23 protein-coding genes and 1 tRNA gene are annotated in these 23,824 nt (G+C 39.0%); 12 read left to right on the top strand and 12 right to left on the bottom strand.

Annotated elements, in window-relative coordinates:
- The first annotated feature begins 5 nt into the window (after nt 1-5).
- Nucleotides 6-2,150 (top strand): catalase, encoded by a 2,145-nt coding sequence (locus C7H19_RS16380; RefSeq protein ID WP_106457996.1) that lies wholly within the window; start codon nt 6-8, stop codon nt 2,148-2,150.
- A gap of 140 nt (nt 2,151-2,290) precedes the next feature.
- Nucleotides 2,291-3,334, top strand: a complete 1,044-nt coding sequence (gene trpD / locus C7H19_RS16375) for an anthranilate phosphoribosyltransferase (protein ID WP_106458020.1) — start codon at nt 2,291-2,293, stop codon at nt 3,332-3,334.
- 58 nt (nt 3,335-3,392) lie between these two features.
- Here trpD and C7H19_RS16370 read toward each other — a convergent pair whose 3' ends face one another.
- Complete coding sequence (locus C7H19_RS16370; protein ID WP_106457995.1) at nt 3,393-3,710, bottom strand: hypothetical protein; 318 nt, start codon at nt 3,708-3,710, stop codon at nt 3,393-3,395.
- A gap of 269 nt (nt 3,711-3,979) precedes the next feature.
- Here C7H19_RS16370 and C7H19_RS16365 point away from each other — a divergent pair, with 269 nt between their 5' ends.
- Entirely contained in the window at nt 3,980-5,200 is a 1,221-nt protein-coding gene (locus C7H19_RS16365; RefSeq protein WP_106457994.1) for a molybdopterin molybdotransferase MoeA, read from the top strand.
- Between the two features lie 19 nt (nt 5,201-5,219).
- Here C7H19_RS16365 and C7H19_RS16360 read toward each other — a convergent pair whose 3' ends face one another.
- The 4 genes from C7H19_RS16360 to C7H19_RS16345 form a co-directional block, all read right to left on the bottom strand.
- A complete protein-coding gene (locus C7H19_RS16360; RefSeq protein ID WP_106457993.1) occupies nt 5,220-5,648 on the bottom strand; it encodes a pepsin/retropepsin-like aspartic protease family protein in 429 nt (142 codons plus the stop codon).
- A complete protein-coding gene (locus tag C7H19_RS16355; protein ID WP_106457992.1) occupies nt 5,641-5,901 on the bottom strand; it encodes a hypothetical protein in 261 nt (86 codons plus the stop codon). Before C7H19_RS16355 ends, C7H19_RS16360 begins: the two co-directional genes overlap by 8 nt.
- Before the next feature lie 64 nt (nt 5,902-5,965).
- The gene (bchD, locus tag C7H19_RS16350) at nt 5,966-7,981 is read right to left on the bottom strand and encodes a magnesium chelatase ATPase subunit D (RefSeq protein WP_106457991.1); all 2,016 of its coding nucleotides are present in this window, start codon (nt 7,979-7,981) and stop codon (nt 5,966-5,968) included.
- Between the two features lie 93 nt (nt 7,982-8,074).
- The gene (locus C7H19_RS16345; RefSeq protein ID WP_106457990.1) at nt 8,075-9,424 is read right to left on the bottom strand and encodes a helix-hairpin-helix domain-containing protein; all 1,350 of its coding nucleotides are present in this window, start codon (nt 9,422-9,424) and stop codon (nt 8,075-8,077) included.
- Between the two features lie 103 nt (nt 9,425-9,527).
- On the opposite strand from C7H19_RS16345, the gene C7H19_RS16340 reads away from it, so the two are divergent.
- Nucleotides 9,528-10,163: an HAD-IB family phosphatase gene (locus tag C7H19_RS16340; RefSeq protein WP_181280645.1), complete on the top strand. Its 636-nt coding sequence runs from the start codon at nt 9,528-9,530 to the stop codon at nt 10,161-10,163.
- Nucleotides 10,163-10,771: a methylthioribulose 1-phosphate dehydratase gene (mtnB, locus tag C7H19_RS16335; RefSeq protein ID WP_106457988.1), complete on the top strand. Its 609-nt coding sequence runs from the start codon at nt 10,163-10,165 to the stop codon at nt 10,769-10,771. The genes C7H19_RS16340 and mtnB overlap by 1 nt, the downstream gene beginning before the upstream one ends.
- A 62-nt stretch (nt 10,772-10,833) precedes the next feature.
- On the opposite strand, the gene C7H19_RS16330 is transcribed toward mtnB, so the two are convergent.
- The 3 genes from C7H19_RS16330 to C7H19_RS16320 form a co-directional block, all read right to left on the bottom strand.
- Complete coding sequence (locus C7H19_RS16330; protein WP_181280642.1) at nt 10,834-11,622, bottom strand: PEP-CTERM sorting domain-containing protein; 789 nt, start codon at nt 11,620-11,622, stop codon at nt 10,834-10,836.
- Nucleotides 11,623-11,829: 207 nt separating this feature from the next.
- A tRNA-Lys gene (locus C7H19_RS16325) sits at nt 11,830-11,901 on the bottom strand.
- A gap of 649 nt (nt 11,902-12,550) precedes the next feature.
- Complete coding sequence (locus C7H19_RS16320) at nt 12,551-13,426, bottom strand: aldose epimerase family protein (RefSeq protein ID WP_106457986.1); 876 nt, start codon at nt 13,424-13,426, stop codon at nt 12,551-12,553.
- A gap of 121 nt (nt 13,427-13,547) precedes the next feature.
- On the opposite strand from C7H19_RS16320, the gene C7H19_RS16315 reads away from it, so the two are divergent.
- From C7H19_RS16315 to C7H19_RS27345, 3 genes are all read left to right on the top strand, one after another.
- A complete protein-coding gene (locus C7H19_RS16315; protein WP_106457985.1) occupies nt 13,548-14,612 on the top strand; it encodes an AI-2E family transporter in 1,065 nt (354 codons plus the stop codon).
- A 166-nt stretch (nt 14,613-14,778) separates the two neighbouring features.
- Nucleotides 14,779-15,099: a hypothetical protein gene (locus C7H19_RS16310; protein ID WP_106457984.1), complete on the top strand. Its 321-nt coding sequence runs from the start codon at nt 14,779-14,781 to the stop codon at nt 15,097-15,099.
- 77 nt (nt 15,100-15,176) lie between these two features.
- Nucleotides 15,177-15,323: a sunset domain-containing protein gene (locus tag C7H19_RS27345; protein WP_483860660.1), complete on the top strand. Its 147-nt coding sequence runs from the start codon at nt 15,177-15,179 to the stop codon at nt 15,321-15,323.
- 2 nt (nt 15,324-15,325) lie between these two features.
- Here the strand turns inward: C7H19_RS27345 and C7H19_RS16300 are convergent, their stop codons facing one another.
- On the bottom strand, nt 15,326-16,030 hold the full coding sequence (locus tag C7H19_RS16300) for a diacylglycerol/polyprenol kinase family protein (RefSeq protein WP_106457983.1): 705 nt from the start codon (nt 16,028-16,030) through the stop codon (nt 15,326-15,328).
- Between the two features lie 55 nt (nt 16,031-16,085).
- Between C7H19_RS16300 and yidD the strand changes: the two genes are divergently transcribed.
- Both yidD and C7H19_RS16290 read left to right on the top strand, forming a co-directional pair.
- Entirely contained in the window at nt 16,086-16,334 is a 249-nt protein-coding gene (yidD, locus tag C7H19_RS16295; protein ID WP_106457982.1) for a membrane protein insertion efficiency factor YidD, read from the top strand.
- An 11-nt stretch (nt 16,335-16,345) separates the two neighbouring features.
- Nucleotides 16,346-17,020, top strand: a complete 675-nt coding sequence (locus C7H19_RS16290; protein ID WP_106457981.1) for a hypothetical protein — start codon at nt 16,346-16,348, stop codon at nt 17,018-17,020.
- A 5-nt stretch (nt 17,021-17,025) separates the two neighbouring features.
- Here the strand turns inward: C7H19_RS16290 and ribD are convergent, their stop codons facing one another.
- A complete protein-coding gene (gene ribD / locus C7H19_RS16285; protein ID WP_181280641.1) occupies nt 17,026-18,159 on the bottom strand; it encodes a bifunctional diaminohydroxyphosphoribosylaminopyrimidine deaminase/5-amino-6-(5-phosphoribosylamino)uracil reductase RibD in 1,134 nt (377 codons plus the stop codon).
- Nucleotides 18,160-18,493: 334 nt separating this feature from the next.
- Between ribD and C7H19_RS16280 the strand changes: the two genes are divergently transcribed.
- Together C7H19_RS16280 and C7H19_RS16275 are read left to right on the top strand one after the other, a co-directional pair.
- A complete protein-coding gene (locus C7H19_RS16280; RefSeq protein ID WP_106457980.1) occupies nt 18,494-20,014 on the top strand; it encodes an ammonium transporter in 1,521 nt (506 codons plus the stop codon).
- Between the two features lie 239 nt (nt 20,015-20,253).
- Nucleotides 20,254-21,561 carry an ammonium transporter gene (locus C7H19_RS16275; RefSeq protein WP_106458018.1) on the top strand — a complete coding sequence of 436 codons (1,308 nt, stop codon included), beginning with the start codon at nt 20,254-20,256 and terminating at the stop codon, nt 21,559-21,561.
- A 51-nt stretch (nt 21,562-21,612) separates the two neighbouring features.
- Here C7H19_RS16275 and dnaG read toward each other — a convergent pair whose 3' ends face one another.
- A complete protein-coding gene (gene dnaG / locus C7H19_RS16270) occupies nt 21,613-23,508 on the bottom strand; it encodes a DNA primase (protein ID WP_106457979.1) in 1,896 nt (631 codons plus the stop codon).
- A 9-nt stretch (nt 23,509-23,517) separates the two neighbouring features.
- On the bottom strand, nt 23,518-23,787 hold the full coding sequence (locus C7H19_RS16265; RefSeq protein ID WP_106457978.1) for a TIGR02450 family Trp-rich protein: 270 nt from the start codon (nt 23,785-23,787) through the stop codon (nt 23,518-23,520).
- Nucleotides 23,788-23,824: the final 37 nt, after the last annotated feature.

Raw genomic sequence — 23,824 nt, 5'->3', positions numbered from 1 at the left:
ACACCATGAGCGAGCCGAACAATCATCAAATCAACGAAGATAGCAAGATCAAAGACATGGAACCGTTTCGCCAAGAAGTAGGCGAATACATGACGACTAACCAAGGAGTAGGTGTTAGTGATACCGATAATTCTCTAAAAGCGGGTGAACGCGGGCCATCACTCCTAGAAGATTTTCATCATTTAGAAAAAATGTCCCACTTTGACCGCGAACGTATCCCCGAACGGGTTGTTCATGCTAGAGGTGCTGGAGCGCATGGCTATTTTCAAGTTTATGAATCGATGGCCAAATACACAAAAGCGAAATTTTTGCAAGATCCTTCAGTAAAAACGCCCGTTTTTGTTCGTTTTTCTAATGTCGGTGGTTCTCGCGGTTCTGCTGATACCGTTCGAGATGTACGAGGTTTCTCGATTAAGTTTTACACCGAAGAAGGTAACTACGATTTTGTAGGGAATAATATTCCAGTATTTTTTATCCAAGATGGGATTAAATTCCCTGATATCATTCACGCTGTCAAACCCGAACCCAATAACGAAATACCACAAGCGTCATCAGCCCATGACAATTTCTGGGATTTTATCTCATTAGTGCCAGAATCGATGCACATGATCATGTGGTTTCTGAGCGATCGCACTTTAGCAAAAAGCTATCGTATGATCCAAGGATTTGGGGTTCATACCTTCCGCTTCGTTAATGAAGAAGGAAAAGCACGTTTTGTTAAATTGCATTGGAAACCCTTACTTGGTGTACATTCTTTCGTTTTTGATGAAGCTCAAAAACTCTCAGGAAAAGATCCAGACTATCATCGGCGTGATCTTTGGGAAATGATCGAAATGGGTCATTATCCAGAGTACGAATTAGGTGTACAAATCATTGAAGAAGAAGATGAAAATAAATTCGGATTTGATATCCTAGATTCGACTAAATTTATTCCAGAAGAACTTGTACCCGTTATACCCGTCGGAAAAATGGTTTTAAACCGTAACCCCGATAACTATTTTGCCGAAACTGAACAATCTGCCTTTCATCCAGGACGAGTTGTACCGGGTATTGATTTCACGGATGACCCACTACTACAAAGTCGGGTATTCTCTTATCACGATACGCAATTATATCGCCTCGGTGCTAACTTTGCTCACTTACCAATTAATCGTCCAGTGTGTCCCGTCCATAATAATCAGCAAGACGGTTTTATGCAGACGAATATTAAACAAGGACGTACTAACTATTACCCGAACTCTCTTGGCGGTGGTTGTCCGATGATGACACCAGAAGGGATGAGTGCTTTTAGTCATTATTCTGAATCAGTTCAAGGAAATAAGGTTCGTAAACGTGCTGAATCGTTTAAAAAAGACTATTTTAGCCAAGCGACTTTGTTCTGGAATAGTCTAACTGATATCGAGAAAGATCATTTAGTAAAAGCGGCTCACTTTGAGTTAGGAAAAGTCCAAACCAAAGCAATTCGGGAACGAATGGTCGAGTTATTCAATCAGGTTGATCACGAACTTGCTAAACTTGTGGCTAAAGGTATCGGTGTGGCGGCACCCACTAAAGCAGTGACCGAAAATCACGGACAAAGTTCGCCCGCAGTCAGTATGGAAAAAATGAAAGAGAAGATGGAGAAATCTGCTAAAACTCGTCAAGTGGCTATTTTAGCGGCAGATGGGGTTAATTCTTCTCAAGTGATGGAGATCAAAGAAATCTTAAAACAAGCGGGTGTATTACCTCAAGTTGTCTCCGAGTTTAAAGGAACAATTAAAGGTGCTGATGGTCAAGAAATCGAAGTTAATCAGACATTCCTCACGGCAGCATCAGTGATGTTTGACGCGGTGTATGTACCAGGTGGCAAACAAAGCGTAGAAATGCTGGTTAATAAAGATGATGCGATTGAGTTTGTTCATGAGGCTTTCAAACATTGTAAACCGATTGCGGCAACTGGCGAAGGGGTTGAGTTACTGAAGGGAGCCCATCTTAAAGGTGTAAACTTTGATCAAGCTGGTTCTAACGGGAAAGCTAAGGCTGATCAAGGAATTGTCACCAGTCAAGACGGTAGCGATATGCAAAGTATCGGACAAAAGTTTATCGAAGCGATCGCAAAAGGTCGTTTTTGGACCAGAGAGCAAATGGAAAAGAAAATGGTACCCGCTTAATTATTCAATGAATTAGTGTTGATTAACCTTAAAAATCGCCTGTTAGTCCAATATACTACGGGCGATCTTTTTTATTTTTTTGAACAACTTGCGGTCTTGAATTTTCGCTATACTCCTTGTTAAGCTCAAAACCGTTGTCAATTATGCAAAACCTTACCCTCGACTGGCCAAGTTTACTACAACAGCTTTTAGATAAACAATCTCTTTCACATGAACAAGCTTCTTTACTGATGCAAGGATGGCTTATAGAAGATATTCCCCCTGTTTTGTCTGGAGCGATTTTAGCAGCTATTCAAGCTAAAGGAGTATCAGCCACAGAATTAGCGGGCATGGCGAAGGTTTTGCAGGCTCAATCGTTATATCAAAGTAATATACAGCATTCGTCCCCTGTAATTGATACTTGCGGTACTGGAGGAGATGGCGCATCAACGTTTAATATTTCTACAGCAGTAGCGTTTGTTGCCGCAGCAGCCGGGCTAAAAGTCGCTAAACATGGAAATCGTTCGGCATCGAGTAAAGTTGGATCAGCCGATGTTTTAGAGTATTTGGGAGTACATCTGGGCGCACCTACCCAAAAAGTTGAAGATGCTTTAGCCGCAGTGGGAATAACTTTTCTTTTTGCTCCTGGTTGGCATCCTGCTCTAAAAAGTGTCGCCTCTCTACGAAAAACTCTTAAAGTACGAACGGTTTTTAATCTTCTGGGTCCTTTGGTAAACCCTTTGCGTCCTACTGGGCAAGTGATTGGGGTTTATGATTCTCAATTTTTAGCTGTTGTTGCTCAAGCTTTAAACCAACTGGGAACTAGATCCGCGATCGTCTTACATGGACGAGAAAAGTTAGATGAGGCAGGTTTGGGAGACTGGACGGATTTGGCGATTTTGGACGAAAATCAGGTTCGTCAAGAGAGTATTAATCCTAGGGAACTGGGTTTAACTAATGTTCCGATCGCTGCTTTAAAAGGGGGCGATCTTGAGGAAAATGCGACAATTCTCAAAAACGTTTTGCAAGGTAAAGGCACTCCTGCTCAACAAGATGCGGTTGCTCTCAATGCGGCTTTAGCTTTACAAGTGGGCGAAGTTGTGGTAATGGGAGACTACGCCAAAGGCATTACGATCGCTAAAGACATTCTTAATTCTGGTGCTGGCTGGACGAAATTAGAAGCGTTAATTCAATTTCTTAAATAAGAATAAGACAAAGGCAAAACAAGAGGTTAAATGGCCCATTTTGCCTTTATACAAGGTATTAACTCGCCGCCTGTGCTGGTTTTTGCGTGGGATTAACTCTCGGTGTAGTTCTATGACTCGTTACGGGAGCTTCAATCGGCGAAAATTCAATATGATTAAGTAAAGTCGTTACGAACGCAAATAATAAGAATGGTAGGGTTAATACTAAAACAATCCCGACTGTCGCTAGAGCATAAATTTGGCGTGTGCTACTCCAGAGGGCTAGAGTAGAGGCTAACGTAAGGAAAATTACGATTAACCATACGATGATCTGACCATAAATATCGCCAAAGGTTAAGGTGCAAACCATACGATACTTTTGTACGTCTTTGTCCATGTGTTTATATCCTTAAAACTTAAATACCCTTATGATGATTAAGCTTAATGCTTTGTACAAATTTTGACGAATATTTAAAGGTTTTTTTCTGTAGTCTTCATAGAAGTTTACATAATAAAATATTTTTGCCCCAAACGGTTAATATTCCGTAATAAAAAGGCGGATTTTAATTTCTGCTTTTAGGGATACAAAACAATTTTTGACTTTTGATTAAGAATTATTTTATAGTCTCAGTTATGAGTGATTTTTTCCACAACTCCACTACATTTATGTTAATTCCCCAAGAAGCAGAATCAATTATTCTCGCTCTAGTACAACCGCTTCAAGAGACTGAAACGATCGCTTTAGCGTCAGTAAATAACAGAATATTAGCTCAAACTGTTACGAGTAAATTAGATTTTCCTTATTGGGATAATTCCGCAATGGATGGCTATGCGGTGAAATATGATGATGTCCAAAATTGTAGTCAGGAAACGCCAATTATTTTAGAAATAATTGAAGAGATTTCCGCCGGAAAGAAACCGCAGAAAGTTTTACAGTCTGGGCAAGCTTCCCGTATCTTTACAGGAGCTATGTTACCCGATGGTGCGGATACTATTATCATACAAGAAAATACACAGCGATTAGAGCAACAAGTTTTGATTTTTTCTCCTCCTAAACCTCAAGATTTTGTGAGGCATCGAGGAACTTTTACAAAAGCTGGACAATGTTTATTACAACCCGGAATTAAAATCAATGCACCCGAAATCGCTGTTTTAGCTACAGCGCAATTGTTACAATTAACGGTTTATCGTCGTCCTAAAGTGGCGATATTTTCAACAGGTGATGAGTTAATTACACCAGAACAAACTTTACAACCAGGACAAATTATTGATTCAAATCAGTATGCTTTAATGGCTTTAATTGAGAGTTGGGGAGGGATTCCAATTTCTTTAGGAATTATACCCGATCAACCCGAATTATTAAAAGAAACAATGAGAGAAGCGATCGCCGAAGCCGATTTAGTTCTTTCCACAGGTGGTGTTTCTGTGGGAGATTATGATTATGTGGAACAATTACTCGAAGAATTAGGCGGAATGATTCATATTCGGAGTGTTGCTATTAAACCGGGGAAACCTTTAACAGTCGCTAATTTTGCCAATAATTGTCTTTATTTTGGCATACCTGGGAATCCTGTTTCAGCTTTAGTCAGTTGTTGGCGTTTTGTACAACCTGTTTTTAAAAAATTATCGGGTTTAAGAAATAACTGGCGGCCTAATTTTATTAAAGTACCAACTACTGAAATATTGCGATCGGATGGTAAACGAGAAACTTATTGTTGGGGACAATTAGAATTAATTAATGGCTCATATCAGTTTCATTTGGCTAAAGGGAGTCAAAATTCAGCTAATTTAATTAATTTAGCTCTAACGAATGCTTTAGCTGTTATTCCCATCGGCACATCTTTAATTAATGCAGGTGAGATAGTCGAAGTTATGCTTTTAGGTTAGATGAATGTATTGCAAAGAGTCAAGATAATTCTTGTGCTATGGGACGAACTTCAAAAGTTAGATCGTGCCGATAAAAACATACATTGAACGCGGCAAAAAAGTTCATGTGTCCAAGGATTACAGGTATATCTCTTGATTGAGTCCAAGCAAATGCCAGCAAGACAGGTGAAAACGGAGCAACTGTACCAGACAGCACCAAGCCTCGTGCTTCGTTACGAGCTAGATTTCCACTTAACTCAATAGGAATAGTCTGCTCTTCCCAGTCTGCTCCTAACTCGACACCAATATCGTAAGGCAAAACGTTAACACTTGCACCCGTATCCAATAATGCCATCACTTCTATAGACTTGCTTCTGTTGGTAAGCGTAATGGGCAAATATGGCATGATACTGGCTCTGCCCAAGGAATCAGTTCGCTCGGTGAATCGAAAGCGTTGACTGTCACTCATTAGCTGTTCCCTGTGCTGCCGCCAGAAGATCTGATAACGCTTGAACTGCTGCTTCATCCGCATGAGGTGACCATACAACTGCTTCAGTCGATACCAGTTGGTTTAGAAGTGCGCTCTCTGAATCACGCTCCTCAGTAGGTTCTAAGCTACACCCGTCCTCCCTAGCAACTGCGAGAAGAAGAAAATGAATCAAGCGCAGTTTATCTTGATGAGAAAGTTGACTAGCGATGGTTAAAAGTTCGTTAAGAGGCATATCGATTGCCAGAGATAATATAAATTTAGTTTATCGACAACTTCTAACACTTGTCCTAACTAACTTACATTATATCTGCGATCGCATTTTTGGTCATCGAAGCGATCGCCTGTTCGGTTGCTCTAGGTAAATGATGATATTTCCCACCGGCTTTAGCTGCAAGTTCTTTGGCAAAACCCGTTGAAACAAACTTTTTCTCAGTATCGACAACAAGTAATTTCATGCCCATTGCGCGAATTTTTGCGGCAATATCGAGTAATTCTGCTTTAATATCGGGTTTTTCGCCTTCTGGTAGGGTTTCTCCAAGAGATTTGGCTAGAGGAATATTACTACGACCATCGGTAATGGCAACAATAACCACTTGTCCAATGTCTCCAGACATTTTAGCATTTGTGCCAACATGAACGGCTTGGGTTAAACCGTGTGCTAGGGGTGATCCACCTCCACAGGGTAAGGTTTCTAAGCGTCTTTTGGCTAATGCGATCGAACGAGTCGGCGGTAATAATACATCGGCTTTCTCGCCTCGAAAGGGAATTAACGCTACTTGATCTCGATTTTCATAAGCTTCTGTGAGTAGACGCATCACCGCACCTTTTGCTGACTGCATTCGGTTTAAGGCCATCGATCCCGAAGCATCCACGACAAAAACGATTAGAGAGCCGGCTTTACGTGCGAGGCGTTTTGCCCTCAAATCTCCTTCTTCAATGATTACGCGGCGTTCTGGTTGCCTTAGACGGCGTGTTTTTTGGTAGGGTGCAGAGGCTCTCAAGGTGGCATCTACGGCGATGCGTCTGACTTTGCCTTTGGGTAAAACGGGTTTGATGTAGCGTCCTCGATCTTCGGAGAAAATCATACTACGGCTGCCTGATTTTCCTTGTCGTTGGGCGGCTTGAGCAAAGTAGAGAACGCTAGGATCTAGAATTACGCCTTCTACATCAAAGATAAATTCTTCTGGGACTCCTGGGGGTTCAGGGAGTTCAGGTTCTTCCTTGTTTTCTTCTTCTTGTTCTTGTTCTTGATTTGATTCGTCTTGGGGCTGTTGGGGTGGTGGTGGCGGTGGCGGTGGGGCTTGTTGTTGGTCGGGTGGCGGTTGTAGGATGGTGGAACGTGGCACAATTACGAGTTCTACGGCTCGTTTAAGATCATCTGCACTGATAAAATTGCGTCCTTCTAAGGCTGCTGCTGCTTTGGCTACTTTGAGGGCAAATATTTCGGCGCGATGTCCTTCTACTCCACCTCGTAGGGCTTCTTCAACGAGATAGGCGATTTGATCGGGTGTTGTTTTAACGTCTTTGATCCATTCTCTGGCTAGAATAATTTCTGTTCTGAGATCGTCTATTTCTTCGTTGTATTGATTGAGGAAGATTTGGGGAGATTTGGCGTATTCGATCACTCTGTCTACTGCTTCGAGGCGTTGATCGAGGGCTAGTACACCATCGGCTGAGAGTGCGATCGCAATCCGATCCATCAGATGAGGGCGTAGTGAGCCTTCTTCTGGGTTATAAGTGGCAATGAGTAGGGGTTTACAGGGATGTTGAAAGCTGATTCCTTCGCGTTCAATTTGGTTGCGCCCTTCGGTGAGAACGGTTAATAATTGATTGGCAATTTGTTCATCGAGTAAATTTATTTCATCGACATATAATACGCCGCGATGGGCTTGGGCGAGTAATCCAGGTTGAAAAACAGCTTCACCGCGTTTGACGGATTCTTCGACATCTACTGAGCCTAAAAGACGATCTTCGGTGACTCCTAGGGGAATTTGGACAAATGGGGCGCGAATAATTTCAGTTGGGATATTTTCGGTTGTTTGATAGAGTTCTTGAGTGAGATCATCCCATTCTTGAGGTGTGTTGGGATCACAATTAAAAGGGTTATTTTGAATGATTTCGATAGGCGGAAGTAGGGCGTGAATGCTTCTAGCCATTACTGATTTAGCGGTTCCTCTGCGTCCTGCGATGACTACACCGCCTAAAGTTGGATCAACAGCAGCTAGTAAAAGGGCGAGTTTTATGGCTTCTTGGCCGACGATCGCTGTGAGGGGAAATGATGAAAGTGTGGTGGGTGTGACCAAGGTAGGCATTTAAGGTAATATTTGAAAAAAAATTTTTTCTTATAGTCTTATTTTACAGCGATTCGGCTCTTGTCTGGATGAAAATAGTCTTACTTTAATATTTTAAGAATTTTTAATTAATGGTTGAGCATAAGCAGAAAAACCAGCATTTGTCAAGGATTGAATAACGGTCGATTCATCTTGTATCCAATAGTTTTGACCTAAGCGGACAAATTGTCGATCGTTGCCTGTTCCTATTATCGCTACTACTGGTATTTTACCTTGATTTTTTTCCCCGGCATTTCCTTGTAAAATTCCTTTAATAGAGTTTTGTATTGATTGATTAATCGCTTGTTGAATCGATAAATTAACCATGAGCATTTTAGCAGTTTCTATTAATTGAGCATCTTCAACAATAATTTGATATTTATCATCTCGTTGCTCTACTTTTCCCCAAACAATTAAATGATGGTCTTCTATTAATATAGATTGAATTTTTTCGTAAGCACTGGCAAAAACTACGGCTTCACTTTGTCCTGAAGCATCTTCTAAGCTTAAAAAAGCCATTGGTTTACCTTGTCTGTCGGTAACTTTTTTGATAGCTGTAATGCCGACAATAGCATTAACTTTTTTGTTTTTTAGTGCGTCGCTCAATTCGCTTAAATTGATTGGTGAAAGCATTTTTGCTCTTATTTGAATGGCTTTTAGCGGATGTTCGGAAACATAAAATCCTAACCGTTCTTTTTCATTTCTTAGCTTTTCTGGTAAGGGAAAATCTGGGACAGGAGGCGCACTTGGTATTTGAGCAAATTCATTTTCTTGGGTTGGTTCATCTGGTAAATTAATTTTTATTAAATCGAATATGTTCAGTTGCCCAGTTTCTTTTTCTTTGGCTTTTTTTTGCACCCAAGGTAGAATTAATTCTAGATCATGTATTAGCTGATTACGATTAGGGTTGATTGGATCAAATGCACCACAGTATATTAATGTTTCTATGGCTTTAGTTTTAACCACTTGTAAATCGACTCTCGAACAAAAGTCAGCTAGTGATTCAAATTTTCCTTGAGATTCTCTAGCTTTTAAAATGACATCAATGGTATTTTCTCCCAAGTTCCTGATCGCCGATAATCCAAAAAGTATTTTATCTTTTAGGGGGGTAAAATGTTTGTGGGAACGATTGATATCAGGTGGCTCAACCGTGATATTCATTTTCTGACAATTCTCACGATATTTTTCAATCTTATCTTTATCATCGCTACTTGCTGTTAGCAAAGCAGTCATGTATTCTACTGGATAATTTGCTTTAAGATAAGCGGTTTGAAAAGTAATGTATGCGTAGGCAGTTGAATGGGATTTATTAAAACAATTTGAAGCAATGAAACCGTTATTTAAAATAAAGTTATGATCATTTTCAAGTCCTATATCATAAACGGGCTGACTTCCTAGTGATTGACGACTAATGATTTTAACCATTATCTTTTTCAAGTATCTAAAAAATAAAATATGGAGTTAGTTGATATAATTAACTATAGCAAAGAAATGACCTGATCAAACGATAATTATAATGCCAGAACATTTGAAACGAGTTGTCTTTTGTGATTTTGATGGAACGATTACAGCTATTGAAACATTTGCGGGAATGCTAAAGGAATTCGCCCCCGAATTATCCGCCGAAGTGATGCCAAAAATGTATCATCGTCAAATAACTTTAAGAGAGGGTGTCCGTCAGATCCTAGAATCTATTCCCTCAATTTGTTATGGTGATATTTTAGCATATGCTCAAGATAAACCGATCCGTTATGGATTGGGTCAATTTTTAGATTTTTTGCAAGGAGAGAATATACCTTTTGTGGTTGTGTCGGGGGGCTTGCGTGATATGGTAGAAACGGTTTTAAAACGGGAGGGTTTGCTCTCAAAAGTCTCGGCTATTTTTGCTCTAGATGTTGATACTCGTTATGATTATTTAAAAGTTATTTCGGGTTTTGAGGATGAAACTGAATTAGTTGCTAAGGTGAAAGTTATGGCACAATATTTAGTAGATGAATCGATAGCGATCGGTGATTCTGTAACTGATATTAATATGGCTATTTCGGCTGATTTGGTTTTTGCTCGTGATCGTTTGATTGATTATCTCGAAGCTGAAAATAAATCTTATATTTCTTGGCACGATTTTTCAGACATTCAAAGTTATTTAGCGAAACATAAAGCATAATGAATAATGATCCCCGTCTTGAATTAATTTCATCTGCGAGTCTATTCTATCAACAAGGATGGATGGTTGGCACAGCAGGAAATCTATCGGCTAGACTTAATGATGGTAGTTTTTGGATTACTGCAAGTGGCAAAAGTAAAGGAAATTTACAAGAAAATGATTTTGTTAGAATGAATTTAGAAGGTGAGGTTTTAGAATCTCCTAATCCTCAAAATTGCCCCTCTGCTGAAACCAGTATTCATCAAGCTATTTATTCTCTTTTCAGTAAGGCAAATGCTTGTTATCATGTTCATTCAGTAGAAGCTAATTTGATGACGCGTTATATTGAAGGTGATAACTTACCTTTACCACCGATTGAAATGGTTAAAGGTTTGGGAATATGGCAAGAAAATCCCCTAGTTACAATGCCTGTCTTTAAAAATTACTTGAATGTTCCGCAAATTGCTCAAGAAATTATTGAGCGTTTTCAAAATAAATTACCCGATATTCCCGCTTTACTGATTCTCGAACATGGTGTAACGGTTTGGGCTGATTCTCCCGAAAAAGCTAAAAATCAGATAGAAATTGCTGAATATTTATTTCGGTATATTCTTGCTTCTCATCATTAAAATATACTGTTGCACCGCCACAAACTCAGACTGTAGCGGGCAAGAAAATTCAATTTAACTATTTAATCTACAATATTGCGATTTTTTCGCTTTATTATTAATCCTAAACCAGCAACAGTCAAAATACCAAAAATAGAAGCGGGTTCAGGTACAGAAGGTACATTGCTAGGAAATAAAGTTCCGCCGATGGAAAAAAAGTTTGAGTTAGCTAAGATGGCATTATTTAGGTCGCTAATGGCATTTGAATTTAACGAGAAAGCTATAATTTCATCGTCATCACCAGCAACGGTGACGTTATAATTACCGTAATTTTTACCTGATCCTAAATCATTAAAAATTGCACCGCTAGTTCCCATATTATTATTTAATATGGCGGCATCAGTAGATACATCATATAAAGAGTAGGTTTGAGTTTGTTGTCCTAAATCTGATTGTCCGAAATATCTTTGTAGGTTCAAAGTCGCAGATGTGACGGTTCCAGAAAGACTAGATATATCGAAGGAAAAAAAGTTATTAAGAAGTGATGTTTGATCATTACTAATATCGCCTACGATGTAATTATCATTGATATCATCATTTGACTCAGTTGCACTCCACCAGCCTTGATTTCTAATTCCAGAAGTAAATTCACTTTGGTCAGTAAATAACGTAATAGTAGTATTATCAGACAATTCTAGTGTTAAAGAATTAGTGCTTGCACCACTAAATCCAAATATGTATTCAGAGTTGACATCAATAAAGCCATCAATCCCAATTACGCTTGCTGCCATTGTAGGTGATGTGGTAAATCCAAGACCAATAACTGCACTAAAGAGAATAGCGATTTTGTTGTTTATTAAATTGTTTTGCATGAAATTGACCATTATTCAGTGTAAGTTTATCAATAAACAAATAAGGAACTTTGCTTACACTTATATAAATCCTTATTCAAAGAATTGTCAACCATTTAAGTTTATACATTGTTGAGTTAAAAAATTGATTAGGTAATTAGCCAGTAAATTTATTTACTGTCTCATGACTTAAGCTAGTTAAATTAGACAAGACAAATTTAATAAAAGTGGGACGCCTGGGATTCGAACCCAAGACCAATCGGTTAAAAGCCGAGTGCTCTACCGCTGAGCTAGCGTCCCGTTGTATTTTCCACACGATTTATCATAGTATCACAGATATTTATTCTATGCAAGAGAAAATCTAAAAGTTTTTTACCGAAAAATTGGGTTTAAAGCCTCGCCCTTCAGGGCGGCTTTTTGGGCAGTATAAATGATGTAATCGCCAACCATCTCTGTTATCCGTTCCCCGCCTTGCAAAGGCGGGGCTTGCGGATGACCGCGTTTATGCGGTCAGAGTAGAGTTTTTAGATGAGTGCGTAAGCATTTAATCTTTCCCATTCCTTGTCCGATAAACGAACTCTTAAAATTTGGCAGTATACCATTGTAGCCACAAGAAGTGCTACAATGAACGTTGAACAGGGAAGGTAGTCAACCTGTCTAAAAACCTAGTAATTTAAACGGTTAACGCTGCACCTTGAAAATCAAAGATATAGGGTTCTGTCCAATTTTTCTAGCTTCCGCCTGTGGACAGGTAAAATCGAAAGCAGGAACTAGACGAACAGCATTGTACAGACGTGCCATGGCACGTCTCTAACAAACAAATCTTGTAGAAATACAACTACCCCAGGGCATGGGGAAAGTGAACGCTTGAGGAGAGAACCACCTCTGGACTAGATATCGCAAGGCATCTAGTTTAAGTGGACTCATTGAACCAAGAATCTCACCCCGTTTATGGGGAAGAGAATGTCAAACTCATTTCTACCCATGAGCTAAATGTTGCACCAGGATCGACATAAAGCAAGGATTTACCCGTATTAAGGGCATTGCGCGGCGCACTCCAAGGCTCAAGACAAATATAATCTTTTCCTTTGACTGTCCAAAAAACGACGGTAGAATAAATATCTGAGTAAGTTAAACTAATCTCATGGCGACGGGAATAATCTGTATAGCCACTCGATGAACGAGAAACATTTTTAAAAGCGACATCGATCTCGTCTTGGTTGAAATCAAAACCCCCTGTAAACGGATGAATCTCTTGTGTGATTTGGTTTTGGTATTGGGTAGCAGGAATATCCAAAACTAGCTGATTTTTGTCTTCTACTAGAAAATAGGGATGGAAACCCCAAGAAAAAGGCATTTTTTCCGTAGAATGATTAGTCAGATGTCCGATAATTTTTAGACGGTTGTCTTGAAGTTGGTAAGTAAAAGCCAGTTGAAAATTAAAAGGATAAACGGCTTTTGTCGTGGGATTACTTTCTAAAGATATTGTCAAACTAGCACAGTTATCAGTATTTTGGGCGATGACTTGCCAGGGTAAATCTCTCGCAAAACCGTGTTGTTTGAGGGTGTAAGTTTCTCCCTTGTGGGTGTAGGTGTTATTCGGCAAATTACCGCAGATTGGGAATAAGATAGGATTACCACCGCGTACACTTAGGGTAGGATCGGCAAAACGCTTTTCATCGAGATAGAGGATATCTTTACCTTTGATTTGCCAATGAGTAATAATACCTCCGCGATCGGGAACTACTTTTAGATGAGCATCCGACTCGGAATCAGAGAGAATATAGGTTAGGTATTGATTTTGTTGATCTGTGATCGTAAACACGGTGATTTAATGATTAAAGGCTGTTGGTTCACGTCCATCTTAAGCCAAAAAAATACAATGGATGCAAAACTCTAGGTAAAATTGAAAACGAGTTTGGCACGATCGCTTTTACGGATCTTCAATGTATAAAACTTTTCTCACCTTTCCGAAATGGTTACGGTTAGCAATTATCTTTCCTATTTTATTTCTAAATGGGTGGCTACTTGTCTTAGTTCTCAACTATTTTCGTTCCTTAGTCACTTTTGTGATCATCGCCAATCTTTTAGCTTTTTTACTTGAATTAGCTGTTAAACTTTTACAAAAAGAAGGAATGAAAAGAGGATGGGCGATTACTTTAGTTTTATTATCGACTCTTTTTATCGTGTTTGCTTCGGCTCTTGTTTTGATTCCTTTAATCGTAACTCAACTGAGTAGTTTACTCAATAGTGCGCCACAATGGTTAGAAGATACACAACAAAATCTAGATACTTTATCTAAAACGCCAATTCTGACTAGACTTCCTTTTGATGTGGGTAAAATTGTTTCTGTTTCTGCGACAAGATTTTACGGACGTTTGGAAGGAGTTGGCAGCCAAGTATTAGGATTATTAGCAGGAACAATTGGCAGTTTTTTCAATTCTTTGATCGTCTTAGTATTTACGATTTTTTTACTCATCGGTGGTCAAAAATTCTGGGACGGTATTTTTAGTTGGCTTCCCGCGCCCTGGGATAAAAAAATACCTTTATATACACAAAAAACCTTTAAAGATTATTTTTTTAGTCGTTTAATTCTCTGCGTAATTACTATTGTTGCTCTAGTCATTGCTTTTATTTTACTGAATATTCCTTATTCTATTCTATTTGCCTTTGCTTTGGGTGTTACTTCATTGATTCCCATTGCTGGAGGTATTTTAGGTTTTTTTCTGACGATATTACTGTGTTTTAATGAACTGGATATCGGTATTAAATTTTTTATATCCAATTTAATTGTTAATCAGATTGTTGATAATGTTTTGTCGCCTAAATTAATGGGAGATCTCATCGGTTTAAATCCAATTTGGTTATTGATTTCTTTATTTATTGGGGCGCAGCTTGGTGGTGTTTTGGGATTATTATTAGCGGTTCCTGTAGCCAGCGTCATTAAGCAGATTATTGATGATTTAAGGGTAACACCTACGGAAATTCAGTCTTTAACCAAGTTAGATTAACTCTTCTTTTATTCATAAAATAAGTCTCCTACTGCCTTTCATTAATGACAAGTTTCGAGCTAAGGTGTAGGGTGTAGAGAAGTAGATGAGGCTCTGAAATTGCTAGCTCAATTAGGTCAAACAGTCAGGAAAATCAAGTGTAACCCTTAGTTTGAGCCAAAAAATTATGACAATAAGAGATTCAATATTAATAGAATGTGCTGAAGATTATGTAGGCTTGTGGTCTATTGTATGGGAATTTAGAAATTCTGGATCAGAAACAGATGTCTCAGAAGTTCGTAGAAAAACCATAAAATTAATTGAAGAATTGTTGAATGATAAGTTAATTGAGGCTGGTAATTTCACCAAAGACGGAAATTTTGAAGTATGGAAGTTACCATCTACTGAAATCATTAGTCAAATCAAGGCTGAATGGGATGCTTTAGGTCGATATCCTAGTATTGGTGAGATAGTTTGGTTTGTAGCAACGGAAAAAGAAGAGTGTTGAGTGTGATAACAAAGCGCGGAGAAATGTTTATGTTTAAGTAGCGTTTTTGTTAATGAAATGAACGCTTCAAAGGTAATATTTCTATCAACTCAGGACGTAGAATTTATCATGTTCCTGGTGCGGAAGACTATGAATCAACTATTATTGATCCTAGTAAGGGTGAAAGATGGTTTTGCTCGGAGTCAGAAGCGATCGCCAATGGTTGGAGCAAAGCACCAAGATAATTTTAACTAATCCACCATTGACACAGAAAAAAGGCGACAGCAGCGCTTCCAATAGGTACGGTTAAATTATCTAAACCCAATGTCGAAAAACTTTCTAAAGTTGTCGCATTTAAAGAAACGATCGCCGCAATTAACCAGATTATACCCAGATTGCCGTAAACAGAGGCTAAAATTAAACCGGTTACGATAAAACTAATTCCAACCATTGTGAGTGAACCTTCCCAACTTTTTTGACTTCCCAAAACCGTGTAGGGATGTTGACCAAAACGTTGACCGATAATGGCTGCAAAACCATCCCCAAAGGCCATGACTAAAATCCCGATCGCTGCATATTGATATTGTTCGATGGGCCAAAACCACCCAACTAATACACCAATACTAAGCGCATAAAAGAAGGTTCCTAAGCTTTTGCGTCCTACGCTGTTAATACTTGGTAGAATTGGCACAAAATAGGAAATTAAAGCAATGATAGCGGCAATGATGGCGGCACCGATTCCAATCCAAGCGGGAATTTTTAACCACCAAGCGAGTAGAATAACATTGCCAGTCCCAATATGAACGACTTTGCGGGTGAGTTCGCTATTGCTTGAATAATAACGCTTCAATCTCTCGGCGACTAGAATAATCAAACCCAAGTAAAGAGCGACTAAACTAAGCGAGAATGGAACAGAGTAGAGAAGTTGAGTAGGAGGAAATAAATCAGACAACCGCTTAACTTTTGAATTCGTCTAAATACCACTTTATGCCATTCTGGGGACTACTATGAAATTCATCCTTATTGGACTAATTCGTGGCTATCGTCTTTTTATTTCGCCTTTATTCCCTCCAAGTTGTCGTTTTCGTCCTACTTGCTCTGTGTATGCCATTGAAGCGATTGATCGTTTTGGCCCTTTGCGGGGAATTTGGTTAGCGACTAAACGGGTTTTACGGTGTCATCCTTGGCATCCAGGCGGTTATGATCCGGTTCCTATGAGCCAAAATCAAGATAAACATCATGATTCTTGTTGTTAATAATTTGTCAAATGAAAAAAGTAATTAAATATCTTTTATCAGGGTTTGCAGCTAGTTTGATTTATTGGACAACTCCTATGGCTAAAGCGGATAGTCCTTTAACGAGTACTGATTTTTCTCAAGCTTATCAAGATGTTGAATTAGTTAATTTAGCAGCAAAAAAACAACTTACACCACCTTTAATGGCTGCTTTGAGTGACCCAATGATTAAAAATGATATTCGTGCTGCGATTATTAATGCTTTGGGTTGGTCTATTGAAGGTCAAAGTAATGCTGCGATTTATTTGGATTATTTAGCGAAACGTTATCAACAAAATCGCTCAAATTTGAAAATAGAAACTTTAACTACAGAAGAATTATTTGCTTTGGGTTATCTGTTGGCGATGGATGATTATTTTACTTTAAAAGCTTTAGGTGGTACAGGTGAAATAGAGCAAGCGGATGCTTTAACATTAGTATCGACTGCTGCGGCGAGACAACCGAACGATTTTACGATCGCACTCATTTATAAGTTAGTACAATCTCAAGTGTATTTGGCTGATTTTGCTCAGTGGTGTGAGATTTATAAAATGGTGTCAACGGTTGTTAAAAATTTCCCACCTGAACGGAATTTACGCCCCGAAGCAGTAGGAATTATTATGGACTATATTCAAGGCTATCAAGAATATTGTCGGGCTAAAAAGTAGTTTTTCTAAACTAACCAAGCTTTTTTAGGTAAATAACCTTCAATTAAAAGATCTGATTCAATAGAATGAATAGAGACATTTTCTAATTCTAAAGCATCGGTCATTTTTTCTAATCCTAAATCACCAACGGGAGAGGGTGCCATGTTTCCGCCGATAATTTTGGGAGCAATAAAAGCGAAAATTTTCTGTACTGCTCCATCTGCGATCGCTTTAGCTGCCAATGTACCGCCACATTCCCACAACACACTACACAATCCTTTTTGATACAAATGTTCCATAACGGTAGCAGGACTAAGAACAGGCAATTCAATTACTTCTACCCCGTGTTTAAGCAACTGTTTGTGTAGGGTGGGGTTGGTTTTTATTTCGGTAAAAACGAGGGTCGATACTTCTTGAGTTTCCCATAGATGGGCTTCTAGAGGTAAATCAAGGGTACGACTCATCACCACCCGTAAAGGATTATGAGCTTTTTCATGATGGGTGGTTAAATAGGGATTATCACGACGCACCGTATTACCACCAATAATGACCGCATCACAAGTAGCCCTTAATTGATGAACCATTTTACGGGATGCTGTGCCACTCACCCAAGCACTATGACCCGTAGACGCGGCAATTTTGCCATCTAGGGTCATGGCGTATTTAAGGATACCAAAAGGTCGTTGATAGCGAATGCGATGGATAAAAGCTTCATTAAGCTTACGACAGTCGGCTTCACAGACACCAACGATCACCTCTATTCCTGCATCTTGTAATTGTTGAATACCTTTACCACAAACCCGATAATCAGGATCGATCATCCCCAGAAAAACTTTAGCGATTCCTGCTTCGATTAAAGCTTTAGTACAAGGAGGAGTACGTCCATAATGAGCGCAAGGCTCTAAATTAACATAAATTGTTGCGCCTCTAGCTTGTTCACCAGCATTTCGTAAAGCAAAAATTTCGGCATGGGGTTGACCTGCGCCAGGATGAAACCCTTCTCCAATAATCTGACCCTCTTTAACAATAACAGACCCAACAAGGGGATTAGGTGCCGTCTGACCCTGCGCTTTCTTCGCTAAATGTATACATCGTTGCATCATTTCTCGATCAAAAGGTGTTTCAATGATGGGGGTCTCAAATTCGGAAAAGTCCTTCATCGTAATTTATACTAGCTACTGCCTTTAAGAGTATCTAATCTCATTATGGCAAACCGTCTTTATCGTAACTTTAAACACGCATTATCAATCTTTACACTTTGTCTGGGTAAAATGTAATGTTCAATACAGAAAGCAAACGATAAAAAAATCAAGATTTTATGGATTTGAGATGCTGTACTCAGCTTATTCCATATGCTTAGAGACTCTAAATAAAATCAAGATAGATTAAACATTATTAGAGCTATTCACTTTGATATATGATATGTCCTTCTGTGAATGCTTGTAAGTTTAGCCTAATCTTCTAGCCATCCCTAACAATTTGAGATGAATATTCATGAAACAAACTGATATACGAAAGTCTATGGATTCTTTAGGGAATGCACCCTATTTAGAGCCGTTGCGAGTGATAACCAAGTCTTTTAAACCAGCTTGGCTCGCTTGTATACCCCTGACAGCTTTTATTGTTTTACTCGCTCATACGGCGGTATCAGCCCAAGATACGCCACCTCTGAGCCTTGAGAGCCTCTCTGGTGATATGCAAACCCTAAGAATGTCTCTCAATACGATTTGGGTTTTAATTGCAGCGATTCTGGTTATTTTTATGAATGCTGGTTTCGCTATGTTAGAGACGGGTTTGTGTCGTCAGAAAAATGCTGTAAACATTCTGGCAAAAAACTTAATCGTTTTTGCCTTGGTTTCTATAGCCTACTGGATTTTAGGATTTTCCCTGATGTTCGGTGGGCCAAATAATGGTTTTATCGGCAGTGGTGGTTTATTCTTGAGTGGGACACCCGAAACCTATGGTTTATCGCCTTTCCCCGAAGGTTTACCCGTTCCAGTCTTTTTCCTATTCCAAGTGGCGTTTGCCGGAACCGCAGCGACGATCGTATCTGGTGCAGTAGCAGAACGAATCAAGTTTGTTGACTTCTTGATTTTTAGTTTACTACTAACTGGTATTGCTTATCCAATTACAGGTCACTGGGTCTGGAGTGTAAGCGGTTGGCTATTCAAGCTACAAGGCGATAACGGCGGTTTTAGAGACTTTGCGGGATCAACGGTCGTTCACGCGGTAGGCGGTTGGGCGGCTTTATTGGGTGCAACAATTTTGGGTCCCCGTACTGGTAAATACTCTAATGGTCGAATTAATGCCATTCCAGGTCATAATCTCAGTATTGCTACATTAGGTTGTTTGATTCTTTGGATCGGCTGGTTTGGCTTTAACCCAGGCTCTCAATTAGCCGTAGATGAAAAAGTACCCTATATCGCTGTGACGACTAACTTAGCTGGTGCTGCTGGTGGTATTGCTGCTACTTTTACCTCTTGGTTTAAAGATGGCAAACCTGACCTTTCAATGATTATTAACGGTATTCTCGCTGGTTTGGTGGCTGTAACGGCTGGCTGTAACGTGGTTTCCTATTTAGGTGCCGTGATTATTGGTTTGGTGGCTGGTGTTTTAGTTGTCTATGCCGTTGCTTTCTTCGATAGCATCAAAATTGATGACCCCGTTGGTGCGCTTTCGGTTCACCTCGTTAATGGGGTTTGGGGAACTCTCGCCGTTGGTCTATTTAGCATGGAAACGGGTCTTTTATACGGTCATGGTATTGGTCAACTAATTAACCAAATCATCGGAACAGTCTGTGTTGGCGCGTTTACGATTATTTTCAGTGCGATCGCTTGGATGGCACTCAAAGCCACACTGGGGATCAGAGTTACTCAAGAAGAAGAGATCGAAGGTTTAGACATTGCTGAACATGGCATGGAAGCTTATAGCGGTTTTGTCAAAGAAGCGGATGTCTTGACTGGCTCTCGTTCAAGTAGTTCTAGTCGAGTTGATTTATACAATTCTGAAATATAATTTTCATTTTTCGTATCAAATCATACAAAGTTAATTGATGGGTGTAACAAATAAGGCTTGTTGTTAAATGATTTCCGAAAAAAGGATAAAAATCTGACTAAAAATTATTTATTAGCCTTTAAGCTAATTACACCCATTTTTTTATTAGTTTCTTGTCAGTTTTACAGGATAAAAAGTACGTGATTAAAAAGTCTTTTCTCATCGTTGTTATTGTTTTAGGGTTTTTGCTTGCCCCTAGCATGGACAACGCTTTCGCTCAAACTGCTGCTGCTGAACCCACCATAGATACAGGTGATACGGCGTGGATGCTTATCTCTTGCGCTTTAGTTCTACTCATGACCCCTGGTCTTGCTTTCTTTTATGGTGGCTTAGTTCGCTCTCGTAACGTCCTTAACACCATGATGATGAGTCTGATCATGATGGGACTCGTTGGTGTCACTTGGGTTTTGTGGGGCTATAGCTTGGCTTTCGCGCCTACTGAATTAAATCCAGGTAGTGAGCCAGCTTTTGCCGCTAATCCCATCATTGGTAGCCTAAAATGGATATTTTTGAATGGTGTATCTTTTGATCAACCCGATCCCGTGGGTTACGCACCAACCATTCCTCATCAAGTATTCATGCTCTATCAAATGATGTTTGCGATCATTACTCCTGCTTTGATTTCAGGGGCAATTGTCGAACGAATGACCTTTAAAGCCTATTTCTGGTTTGTTCTCCTTTGGTCGAGTTTCGTTTATTCTCCCCTTGCTCACTGGGTTTGGGGCAAAGGTTGGCTTTTAACTTTAGGGGCTTTGGATTTTGCGGGAGGAACGGTCGTTCATATTAGCTCTGGTGTTTCGGCTGTAGTAGCGGCTTGGCTCCTCGGTCCTCGTCTCAATTATCCAAATCAACCTTCTCCACCCCATAATGTTACTTATGTTTTACTCGGCATTGGTCTACTTTGGTTTGGCTGGCTCGGATTTAATGGCGGTAGTGCTTTAGGGGCAGGTGGCTTGGCAACTGTGGCAATTGTGGCGACTGTTGTTTCTTCGGCGGCGGCTGGTTTGACTTGGGTTCTGTTGGAATGGATTTTAAGAGGCAAACCAACTGCACTGGGGATCGCTACAGGATTTTTAGCGGGATTAGTAGGTATTACCCCTGCTGCTGGTTTTGTCACTCCTATTGCTGCTATTTTGATTGGTTCGATCACTTCTGTTGGTTGTTTCTATGCGGTGAGTCTACGCGTAAAATTACAGTTTGATGATTCCCTTGATGCTTTTCCGGTTCACGGTTTCGGTGGAACCATTGGAGCGATTCTAACGGGTCTTTTTGCAACGAAAGAAGTTAATTCTTTTGGGGCTAATGGCTTATTTTACGGTGATTTTGCCCTACTTTGGAAGCAAATTGTGGGTGTAGTTGCTACTTACATTTTTGCGGCGGCGGCAACTTTTCTGATCCTTAAGGTTCTCGGTGCTTTTATGCCATTAAGAACTAAGTCTACTATCGAAGAACAAGGCTTAGATATCCATGAACACGGCGAAGAAGCTTACGGACAGGATTTGATTTAGTTATTTGGTAGAAACGCGCCATGTAGTGACACGCCATGACGCGTCTTTACTTTAAGACACATTTTCGGCTTGATTGATTCGCAATTCATCAAGTTTTTTCATATAGTTGTCTGCTTTTGAAAATTCTTGAAAATAATATTGACAAAGATCGGGTTTTTCTTGTTTGTTAATGCTTTGCCATTGTTGTAGGCAATAGTGGCGATATTTTTCCCAACTGACTCGCTCTAGTGCGGCGATCGCATTTTTGATGATTACTTCGGCTCTAAATAATACTTCTTGTCTGTTTTTGGTTAAATGGAAGAAATGAGCTAACTGATCGATCTTTTCTGATTCGCTTAATAATCTATTTTGTAATCGAGAAAGTAAGTCAGCCGAAGATTCTAAGGATAATTGATCAATGATTTGCCATAAAAATCGATGATGGGATAGACTAAAAACAAGATCTTTTTCTTCTAACAGTTGTAATATTTCCTCTCGATGCTCTGGACAATATAAATAAATTAATAATAATTCTTCTTCAGCTTCTTCTAATAAATTTCGCTCCGAATTAGTAACAAAAGTTGGGCTTGAAGGTTTGAGCGATCGGGACTGTGGTTTTTTTAGTTGTGTTAATAAACTTTTATACTGTATGGGAATAATTCTGCTTTCTCCTTGAGCTAAAATCTCGGCACAATGACGGATATAATAAGACCGTTGATTCTGTTCTTCTAATTTTTGTAATAATTTGACCATATTTTGAGCGATGGCTTTAAATTGATCTGCTTTTTTTAAATCATATTCTAGTAATAATTCTTTGATTTGCCAATCAATCCAAAGGGGAGATTTTTGGATTAATTCTTGATAAGTATTCTTGGCTGTTGCACTAGATTTTAAGAATTCATCAGCATCTTTCCCTTGAGGAAGATTCAAAATTTTTAGGTTAACTTGTCCTGAATATACCAGTGTAGACATTTCTGTTATAGCGCGTTGCGTTGCTTTTTTACCTGCTTGATCCCCATCAAAATTCAAAATTACTTGTTTAGATTCTGTATATTTTAATAATTGTTTTAATTGCATTTGACCAAAAGCAGTTCCTAAAGAAGCAACTACATTTGTTATTCCTTGTTCATGGAGTGCAATGGCATCAAAATAACCCTCTACAACAATCACATTATCTTCTTTAATAATCCTTTGACGTGCTTTATCTAAAGCAAATAAAGTCTTGCTTTTATCAAACAAAATTGTTTCGGGAGAATTCAAATATTTTGGTTTCTCATCCCCTAAACTCCGACTTCCAAAACCAATAATTCTACCTTGAATATCAGCAATTGGAATCATTAAACGTTCTCGAAATTGATCATAATATCCACTTCCATTTTGACGAGGTTTAATTAAACCCGCTTGTACAACTAAATCAACTGGATAATGTTTTTGTTCAACTAAATAGCGATATAATGTTTCCCAACCTGGGGGCGCATAACCTAACTTAAATTCTTGTATTGTTTCTGCTAAAAGATGTCTTTTATTTTTTAGATAATCAGCCGCATTTTCTCCTTGTGTCTGGTTGAGTGCGTGTTGATAAAAGCTCGTTGCTACGGCTAAAATTTCGTATAATTGTTCTTTTAAAGATAATTGTTTTTGAATTTCTTGTCGTTGTTGTGGATCAAGAGTTTTTAATGGAATTTGATAGCGTCGCGCTAAATCTAAAACTACTTCGCTAAAAGATTGTTTTTCCAATTCCATGAGAAATTTAATGCTATTTCCTCCAGCCCCACAACCAAAACAATAGTAGAGTTGCTTACTGGGATTAACACTAAAACTAGGACTTTTTTCAGAATGGAAAGGACATAAACCAACTAAGCTTTTACCTTGCTTTTTTAAAACAACATGTTCTGAAATAATTTCAACAATATCAACTCGTTGTTTTACTTCTTCTAAGGTTTCAGGATGAATTCGCGGTGTTTCCATATAAGCTCATTAATCGTAAAGAATTACATCATCTTCTATTTCTGGATGATTAATTTGTGTTAAAGTTTTCCAGCCAGCATCCCAAAGGTTTTTATCTTTCAGTTGTTTGGCATTAATCCAGAAACGGACTTGGGAATCACAAGATGACATCATTTCAGCAAAAACCCATTTGCCCTGAGTTTTTCGATTCACAACCTGAAAATGTCGCCAGCCCCAAGTTTTTTGTTTAGCTGTCCATTTTGAACCTAATAAAAATGGGAATTTTTGCTTATTCGTCATGTTTTTTCTTTCGTTAATGTTAAGATAATAAAAATAA

This window comes from Aphanothece hegewaldii CCALA 016 (assembly GCF_003007785.1).
Classification (GTDB): domain Bacteria; phylum Cyanobacteriota; class Cyanobacteriia; order Cyanobacteriales; family Microcystaceae; genus Chroococcus; species Chroococcus hegewaldii.
This window is presented reverse-complemented; position numbering and strand designations above follow the sequence as displayed.